This is a genomic window from Desulfobacula sp. (assembly GCF_030145145.1).
Taxonomy (GTDB): domain Bacteria; phylum Desulfobacterota; class Desulfobacteria; order Desulfobacterales; family Desulfobacteraceae; genus Desulfobacula.
The window spans coordinates 58,132-64,936 of sequence record NZ_JAQYWD010000037.1 but is presented as its reverse complement, the minus strand read 5'-3'; the positions used below and the strand labels follow the sequence as shown (position 1 = coordinate 64,936).

7 protein-coding genes are annotated in these 6,805 nt (G+C 40.5%); 2 read left to right on the top strand and 5 right to left on the bottom strand.

Translation table 11 applies throughout. The annotated features are described in order from the left end of the window. Positions 1–239, bottom strand: a 239-nt coding sequence (locus Q1Q15_RS19490) for a hypothetical protein (protein ID WP_300463810.1), incomplete at its 3' end; no start/stop codon positions are given. A 30-nt stretch (positions 240–269) separates the two neighbouring features. Then, positions 270–710 carry a hypothetical protein gene (locus Q1Q15_RS19485; protein ID WP_300463807.1) on the bottom strand — a complete coding sequence of 147 codons (441 nt, stop codon included), beginning with the start codon at positions 708–710 and terminating at the stop codon, positions 270–272. 352 nt (positions 711–1,062) lie between these two features. Here Q1Q15_RS19485 and Q1Q15_RS19480 point away from each other — a divergent pair, with 352 nt between their 5' ends. Continuing rightward, complete coding sequence (locus tag Q1Q15_RS19480; protein WP_300463804.1) at positions 1,063–1,797, top strand: response regulator; 735 nt, start codon at positions 1,063–1,065, stop codon at positions 1,795–1,797. A 37-nt stretch (positions 1,798–1,834) separates the two neighbouring features. Further along, complete coding sequence (locus Q1Q15_RS19475; protein WP_363321020.1) at positions 1,835–4,246, top strand: flagellar assembly protein A; 2,412 nt, start codon at positions 1,835–1,837, stop codon at positions 4,244–4,246. Between the two features lie 122 nt (positions 4,247–4,368). Here the strand turns inward: Q1Q15_RS19475 and Q1Q15_RS19470 are convergent, their stop codons facing one another. From Q1Q15_RS19470 to divK, 3 genes are all read right to left on the bottom strand, one after another. Next, a complete protein-coding gene (locus Q1Q15_RS19470) occupies positions 4,369–4,806 on the bottom strand; it encodes an Rrf2 family transcriptional regulator (RefSeq protein ID WP_300463799.1) in 438 nt (145 codons plus the stop codon). 125 nt (positions 4,807–4,931) lie between these two features. Next, entirely contained in the window at positions 4,932–6,425 is a 1,494-nt protein-coding gene (locus tag Q1Q15_RS19465) for an ATP-binding protein (protein WP_300463796.1), read from the bottom strand. A 21-nt stretch (positions 6,426–6,446) separates the two neighbouring features. Then, entirely contained in the window at positions 6,447–6,800 is a 354-nt protein-coding gene (divK, locus tag Q1Q15_RS19460) for a DVU0259 family response regulator domain-containing protein (RefSeq protein ID WP_300463794.1), read from the bottom strand. Positions 6,801–6,805 lie beyond the last annotated feature (5 nt).

Below are 6,805 nucleotides of genomic sequence, written 5' to 3'. Positions count from 1 at the left end.
TGCCTGCCCGCCATATGCTTCGACGATGGTCGCAACTTAACGACATTGTTCTCAAGCATCTCGACAATTTTTTTCAACTTCTGTTGTGGCCTTTCATCACAAGCAATTTCCTGAATAAACACCACAAGACATTCTACTTTAATCTTACTCACCAGGCTTCCTACAGTGCATGCGGTCACTGGCCATGATGACATCCATTTTTTAAGTTTCCCCCAAGCGGTCAATTTGGGGTCAGGCATATGAAAAGCAAATCCAACAGGAATTGTTATCTACGGAGTAATCAGCAAAAGAAAAACAAGGCTTTGTCCCATGATATACCCACCGCTTGTTTTGTCCTTTATTTTATGGACATTTGATATTTTCCGGGCCGATTTCGATCGTTTTTTATCTGTGTCATCTATACCCAAACATCCCTCGGTTATGCCATGCCGCCTAAGCACGGCTCTGGTGCTGGATACCAACAAGATTTCCCATGGAATTTTAGACTTCCTGAACATCCAGGACAGCGCGGCGAAAGAGCATTTCCCCATACTGGTCTTGGCGAAATTGAACCAGCACACAGTATTGGTCATAAGAACAGACATGATACAAAATTTAATCCAGTTTTTTTGAATGCGCGTTAAGCATTTATCCGGATTATATTCCTGAATGGCCTTGTTGACTTTATCGATAAAGGAATTAATAAATGGCAGGGGCGCGTTTATAAACATATGCTTTTTAAAATCCTGATTGATGATTAAAATTATCAATCAATTTCGATCATATTTAAGCAAAGTTTCGCCTCCCTGCTTACAAAAAAACATTCTTTGGCTTTTTTTAACTGACTTTTGTTCCGTAATCATTTATTATCTTTGGTGGGTTGGCTGGCCAACTATTAGAATGATGAAGGGTTGAACTAAGTGATACCGGGAGTTCCATTATTTGACACAGCCACCCCTTCCAACTCTTCCTAAAAAACTTGAACATCAAGTCATAGGAATTTTATTCTGGAATTAAAATAATGGTATAAAAAGACTGGACAACAGAATATGATTGCACCATCAAATTTTCAGGACCACCCAAATGCCAGATGACTTTGACCATACGATACTGATCGTTGATGATGAAGAACCGATTGGAAAATTACTGACCCGGATGATGAAAAGCCTGGGAGCCAGAAGTGTTTATGTAAAATCCGGTCAAGCGGCTCTTGATATAATGGAAACGGCTGTTAAACCTTTTTCATTAATTCTTTCCGATCAACGCATGCCGGAGATGACTGGTTCTATTTTCCTGGAAAAAGCAAAAAAAATCTCACCGGATACGATCCGGTTCCTTATAACAGGCTATGTAGCGTTGGATGCGATTACAGATGCTGTGAACAAGGGTGCCATCCATAGATATATCATAAAACCATGGGATAACAAGGGCTTGGCAGAAACCGTAAAAGAAGGTCTTGAACAATATGAACGGGTCATGGAACACCACAGGTTGTATACGCTTGCCAAAAAACAAATTAAAAAACTGTACACCCTCAACATGGAATTTAAAGAGCGTGCCGCCGCCCATAAGGAAACAATCATCAAAAAAGGCAAACAAATTTCCGAATTAAATAGCCTCCTTGAGACCGTATTAAAGAATAAAAATTGTGTCCATGAAATGGAAGCACTTCTCAATGAAAGACTGCTGCTTGATCAGGGAGACCTTGACTCGCTTTATCTGGCCGTAATTTTTCAGCTGTATAAACAATTCCAGAACATTGCCACCCTTAATGATTTTGAAATGCCAAAAACCATTATAGAAGACGAAATGGGGTAAAAAAATAGAAATCCAAGAAAAAAAACAAAAAATACTTTTGATTGAACATTCCATGGACTTGTACAACAGGACAAAAGCCCTGTTGTCCGATAATGGTTATATAGTGGACAGCTTTAACGTTTCTATAGAGGCTCTTGAGGCGCTTGAAACATCTAAAGTCTCCCCCTATACCCTGATTCTTTCGAACTATGCCATGCCCAAAATGAAGGGGGATGAAATCCTGAAAGCGGCAAAAAAAATAGCACCGCTTACCCAAAGAGTATTGATTGTTGATGCTAAAGCATTTCAAACCTTGGTCAGCGCCGTCAATCTGGCCGTTGTACATGCCTGTTTGATTCATCCCTTTCGAGATGAGGAACTCCTCAACCAGGTAAAACAATGCTGCACCCAGTATGAAAAAACCCTGAGTCAGAAAAACTTAAAAATAATCACCAACCGTCAAAACAATCAGTTGCTTCAAATTGCGGGCAATTTCAAGAAAAAAGAAGCCATCTATTTTTCTCAAATTGAACATAAAGATAGAAAGATCCGCATATTGGAATCCCGAATCCGGTCTGCCGACGGTGCTGATTGTCTGGCTAAACCGGTCGAATTAAAGGATATCCTGATCAGGAGAAATATTCCTTTTTCACCGGAAAGTTTTGGGACGCAGTTTTTAATAATCAAAGATCAGGTCAAACAAATGATTGAAACTGCAGCGAAGAGGACCTTAAAACCCGTTTCATACCCTAAAAATGTTACCCGGACGTTTACGACATTTGAACACCAGAATGTTGCAGAAAAAATATTATCTTTAGCCTACATCCTTCTTGACAAAAATGAACCTTCCCAGGTTGAATCCTCTATCAATGTTAAAGAAACTCTACTGGATGACCATTTTGAACTCACCTTTTCAAAAAATAAAACCACGGCATTTATAAAACTAAAAGCAATTGATGCCCATGAAATTACGCTTTCTCAGGTTAAACAATTTCTTGAAAAAAATAAAATCATCACCGGATTAAAGGAAGATCCGATGATTGAAGCATGGCTTTTTAAGGCCACGCCAGAGGATGACCCCTTTTGTATCGCCCAGGGCAGAGATCCCAAATATCCTAAAAATTCAAAACTCGAATATTTTTTTTCAACGGATTTCCTTCATGCCGGGAAAATCGATCCAGATGGCAGTATCAATTACATGGACAGGGGAGACATTCCACAGGTGGCGGAAAATGTGCTTCTGGCAGAAAAAATTCCTCCTGAAGCTGGCTTGAACGGTGTTGATGTTTTTGGAAATGAACTTTTTGTGGAGAATCCTGAGGACCTGACATTTTCATCCGGTCCTGGTACCCGCTTGTCTGAAGATGGTTTAAAAATTTATTCTACCAAAGTCGGTCAGCCCCATCTTGACGTCATGGGAAACTTATCCGTCTGCCCTGAACTTCACTTTAAAAAAAATATTGACTTTGAAACCGGAAATATCGATTTTGACGGTAATGTTATTGTTAACGGCTGTGTAAAACAAGGGTTTAAAATCAAATGCGCCTCATTGTCTGCCAGAGAAATTCAAGGTGCGCAAATTGATATCACCGGTGATCTGAACGTTTCTTTGGGAATCGTTGATACAGAATTAATATATGTAAAGGGATCTGTTCAGGCGTATTATGTTCACAACTCAAAGATCAATGCTTTTGGGGATTTGATTGTTCAAAAAGAAATTGTTGATTCAAAAATTTACATTAGCGGTGCCTGCATTAATAAAAACGGTGCCATTATCAATTCTGAAATATCCGCTAAAATGGGCATTCAGGCCGGCAGGATCGGAACCCAATCCGCAACACCTTCAAAACTTACGGTTGGAGTGGATGAACATGTCAACCGACTGATGGCTGACGTTAATTCAAAAATGACAATTCATAACAATGGAATCAATGAACTTGTTTCTGAATTTTCAGACCTTGAAAAAGAGAACCAACGACTACATACCGACATATCCAAACAATCTTATATCCAAGAACGATCTCAACTGGAATTAAAAAATCTCAAAAAAAAACAAGCAGATATGAAAGCGTCAGGAAACATCACAGCGTGTCAGAAGACATTGGAAATCTTTCAGAAAATACTGAACACTATAACAAATGCAAAAAAATCCATTGATAAAACTTTTGATCGTCAGGACGAAATTGCTCTGGTTATTTCACAGAAAAAAGATAAAATCATCCATTTTCAAGACCTGAATAAAAAACTTTTGGATGATAAAAAAAGAATACTGGAGTTCTCAGATAGAAAGAATCCCTTACCCGAGATATCAATCACCAGGAAAATCGAATCCGGAACCAGGATTTTTACCGCCAATTCTTCCTTAATCCTTAAAAATTCTTCTTCACGGTGCCGCATAAAAGAATTCCCAGAAAGCCCGGAGGCTGCTGGTGAGTCCCTGTTATATAAAATACGGGTCTCTCCCTACTGATATATCAAACGATATAGTGGTCCCTAAAACTGGACCATGGGTTAAGATAAAACACGACACGTTAGAAAGGAAAATATTTGGAAACGGAAACACTGCCGTGAAGAATTGAAAAAATGAAACGTTTATTCTTTTTTGAGCTCTTTATTCTTGATCTCCAGAAGACTTGAAATGGTGATTTGATCCAGCCGATCAAACATCGCGCGACTGGCCTCCACCCAAATCCACCGGGACAAACATTCTCCGGCTCTGTTACAGATTCCGCAAACCTTTTTTCCCTGCTCTGCACAATCGGTAATGGCGGTGGATTCTTCAAGAATTCTGACAATGCTGCCAATGGATATATCTTCCGGGGGTTTAGCCAGCCTGTGTCCGCCAAAGGGACCGCGATGGCTTGTTATAATCCCTGCTTTCTTGAGTTTACTGGTCAACTGCTCTAGATATTTTACTGAAATGTTCTGGCGGCTGGAAACATCGCTCAATGGAACGGGCTTCTCCTTGCCATAAATGGCAATATCAAGAATGAGTCGCGTTCCATACCTGCTTTTCGTTGTCAGTCGCATAACTTTTCCCAATCCATTTTCACATTCAATTGGACCGCCTTTTTTATGATTTTCCATCATATGATTTAATTTTTGCTATATTTCAATAATCATTGTCAGCGGGATAGATTTAAAAAAGGGCAATGCTAGCGAATCGTTCTGGGAAATTCAACATTTTTTGCACTGTCCGGCTTTCGAAAAGGCAGGCAGATACTGAATTTACTACCCTTTCCCTGTTCAGATTCAACCTCAACCGTTCCACCATGATATCGAATTACCCGATGCGCGATAAACAGCCCGAGCCCCGTGCCCTGGGATCCCTTGGACGTAAAAAATAAGGTAAACATCTTGTTCTTTGTTTCCGTGTCCATCCCGACACCATTGTCTGAAATCGTCAAAAAAATGGACTCTTCAGATCTCTTGCCAACCGCGAATTGTACACAATGATCTGTTTTATCCCTGTCAAACACACATGCATCAACAGCATTTTCAAGAAAATTAACAAGGGCTGCCTCCATCCATTTGGAATCAACTTCAATTTTCCCCAGGTTTTCAGAAATAGAAACATCAAACGTGACAGCATACTTTTCAGCCATCGGCCTCACAGTGTCAGCAGCATTTTGGATAAGGACCGCAACATCCATCTCATCATATTGAAGTTCCCTTGCTTTGGCATAATATAAAATCTCCAGCACCATTTTCTTTATTTTATCCGCCATTTGTGTAATCTGACCAAATGCCTTGGAAACCCGTTCATCATCCTTATGGCTGAGACCGGTTTCAAGCTGGTAAATGCCGCCATCCAGAGCCGTCAGCATGCCCTTCACCCCATGGGACATGGACCCCAGCATTAATCCCAGGGAAATGAGGTGATTCTGCAGCTGCCGGATCTGGGTGATATTGGTCGACATTTCAATCACCTGGGTAATCTCACCTTTTTCATTTCTCAGGGGCGCCGTCTGGGTCAAGACGTTATACTGTTTGCCAAATTTTGAGGTAACCACTTCTTCTGTACTATGGGATTTACCATCCCGGAAGGTTTCCACAACCGGACATTCAGTGCAGGGTGAGGTTCTATGCTTATATATTTCATAACAAAATCCACCGATCTGACTGCCGAAATGCTGCTTGAGTTTTTTATTGGCGGCAGTGACCCTTAGATTTTTATCCTGAACTGAAATATAGCAGGGAACGGCTTCAAACAGCTGGTTTAAAAAATCCTGGGCATGATGAAGATCGGCAATACTTTTCGTGTAGCTGGCCATCTTCATATTCAGTGAAATATTCTCCCGGGCGGCAACCAGTGCCAGGTCAAGGGCTTTGCTATTGATGGGTATCTCAAGATAATGGATGACGTTGGATTCAAAAAAATCCATGGCCGTATCAAGTTTATCCTTTGGTGCAAGGATAAGGATTTGAACAAGGGGGCACCCATTTTTCAACGCCAGAAGATATGATGCGATATCATCACTGATAAAAGGATTGGCAAGGATAATATCCCAGGTATTATTATCCACCTGAATTCTCACCTCTTCAAAAGTGGTGGCAATGGTGACATCATACAATTGGTGCTCGATATAGGTTTTCAACGCCCCGGCATGTTCATTATCACTATCAATAATTAATATCTGCTTTGTCATAATCCGTTAAAAATAGTCACATTAATTGAGTGTATCATTTACAATTTTCAATAGTTCCTCGCGGTCAAACGGTTTTGAAAGGGATGCCACGGCTTTGACAACAGCATATTGGTGACCTGAAAGACCGCTGATAACAATAACGGGAATATTTTTCAGCTCAGGGTCTTGTGCCAGCTGTCGGTAAAATCTGGGACCCCATTCTCCCGGCATTTCAATGTCCAATGTAATCAGATCCGGTATATTTTTCTTTGCCACGGTCAATCCTTCTTTTACATCCCCGGCGATACTAACGTCATACCCATTATCTTTAAACAGGGAAACCAGATAATCTCTAACATTCAAATCGTCATCAATCACCAGAATTTTCTTTTTCATCATAC

What these genes read in the sequence shown, in the direction of transcription:
- Q1Q15_RS19470 (WP_300463799.1), bottom strand. Translation starts at nt 4,806, where the DNA reads ATGCGACTGACAACGAAAAGCAGGTATGGAACGCGACTCATTCTTGAT.
- divK (WP_300463794.1), bottom strand. Translation starts at nt 6,800, where the DNA reads ATGAAAAAGAAAATTCTGGTGATTGATGACGATTTGAATGTTAGAGAT.
- Q1Q15_RS19485 (WP_300463807.1), bottom strand. Translation starts at nt 710, where the DNA reads ATGTTTATAAACGCGCCCCTGCCATTTATTAATTCCTTTATCGATAAA.
- Q1Q15_RS19465 (WP_300463796.1), bottom strand. Translation starts at nt 6,425, where the DNA reads ATGACAAAGCAGATATTAATTATTGATAGTGATAATGAACATGCCGGG.
- Q1Q15_RS19480 (WP_300463804.1), top strand. Translation starts at nt 1,063, where the DNA reads ATGCCAGATGACTTTGACCATACGATACTGATCGTTGATGATGAAGAA.